The following is a 1,807-nucleotide window of genomic DNA, read 5'->3' as shown; positions in this document are numbered from 1 at the left end:
ACCCCACGCAGGACCCGACGGGCGACGGGAACACCACCCACAAGGGTGGCGGTCCGGGAACCCAACAGCGCATCCATGCCACAGCCTCAAGACCGTTCCACGCCAGCACACCCACGCCAACCGGCCAGACGGCCGGCCCGCAGGCACGACCCCCACGCAGACCACGCAGGGGATTTCCATAATCTCCGTAGAAAGGAGGTGATCCAGCCGCACCTTCCGGTACGGCTACCTTGTTACGACTTAGTCCCAATCGCGGACCTCACCTTAGACGGCTCCCCCCCAAACGGGTTGGGCCACCGGCTTCGGGTGCTGCCCACTTTCATGACTTGACGGGCGGTGTGTACAAGGCCCGGGAACGCATTCACCGCGGCGTTGCTGATCCGCGATTACTAGCGACTCCGCCTTCACGGAGCCGGGTTGCAGGCTCCGATCCGAACTGAGACCGGTTTTCAGGGATCCGCTCCATGTCACCATGTCGCATCCCGTTGTACCGGCCATTGTAGCATGCGTGAAGCCCTGGACGTAAGGGGCATGATGATCTGACGTCATCCCCACCTTCCTCCGGGTTAACCCCGGCGGTCCCCCGTGAGTTCCCGGCATGACCCGCTGGCAACACGAGGCGAGGGTTGCGCTCGTTGCGGGACTTGACCCAACATCTCACGACACGAGCTGACGACGACCATGCACCACCTGTGAACCGGCCCCGAAGGGAAGCCGCGTCTCCGCGGCCGTCCGGCACATGTCAAGCCCAGGTAAGGTTCTTCGCGTTGCATCGAATTAATCCGCATGCTCCGCCGCTTGTGCGGGCCCCCGTCAATTTCTTTGAGTTTTAGCCTTGCGGCCGTACTCCCCAGGCGGGATGCTTAACGCGTTAGCTCCGACACGGAACCCGTGGAACGGGCCCCACATCCAGCATCCACCGTTTACGGCGTGGACTACCAGGGTATCTAATCCTGTTCGCTCCCCACGCTTTCGCTCCTCAGCGTCAGTGACGGCCCAGAGACCTGCCTTCGCCATCGGTGTTCTTCCCGATATCTACACATTCCACCGTTACACCGGGAATTCCAGTCTCCCCTACCGCACTCCAGTCCGCCCGTACCCGGCGCCGATCCACCGTTAAGCGATGGACTTTCACACCAGACGCGACGAACCGCCTACGAGCTCTTTACGCCCAATAAATCCGGATAACGCTTGCACCCTACGTATTACCGCGGCTGCTGGCACGTAGTTAGCCGGTGCTTATTCGAAAGGTACACTCACTCTCGCTTGCTCCCAATCAAAAGCGGTTTACAACCCGAAGGCCGTCATCCCGCACGCGGCGTCGCTGCATCAGGCTTGCGCCCATTGTGCAATATTCCCCACTGCTGCCTCCCGTAGGAGTCTGGGCCGTATCTCAGTCCCAATGTGGCCGGTCGCCCTCTCAGGCCGGCTACCCGTCGAAGCCTTGGCAGGCCATCACCCCGCCAACAAGCTGATAGGACGCGACCCCATCCCATGCCGGTAAACCCTTTCCCACACCATCATGCGATAGTGCGGAGCATCCGGCATTACCACCCGTTTCCAGGAGCTATTCCGAAGCATGGGGCAGGTTGGTCACGCATTACTCACCCGTTCGCCACTCTCACCACCAAGCAAGCTTGGCGGATCCCGTTCGACTTGCATGTGTTAAGCACGCCGCCAGCGTTCATCCTGAGCCAGAATCAAACCCTCCACAAAAAACCATGAAGAAGGCCGAAACAGCCCACATCAATAATTGACGGGCCAGCTTCCATAAGGAGGAAACCAACCCACGAAAAACCCCGACACC

1 protein-coding gene and 1 rRNA gene are annotated in these 1,807 nt (G+C 60.5%); one reads left to right on the top strand and one right to left on the bottom strand.

Annotated elements, in window-relative coordinates; translation table 11 throughout:
* Positions 1-182 (top strand): hypothetical protein (locus H3T93_RS09200; protein ID WP_232348793.1); only part of this gene is annotated, 182 nt, incomplete at its 5' end.
* 9 nt (positions 183-191) lie between these two features.
* On the opposite strand, the gene H3T93_RS08700 is transcribed toward H3T93_RS09200, so the two are convergent.
* Positions 192-1,716 (bottom strand): 16S ribosomal RNA (locus H3T93_RS08700).
* Positions 1,717-1,807: the final 91 nt, after the last annotated feature.

This window comes from Bifidobacterium sp. M0404 (assembly GCF_016101415.1).
Lineage (GTDB): Bacteria > Actinomycetota > Actinomycetes > Actinomycetales > Bifidobacteriaceae > Bombiscardovia > Bombiscardovia polysaccharolytica.
This window is presented reverse-complemented; position numbering and strand designations above follow the sequence as displayed.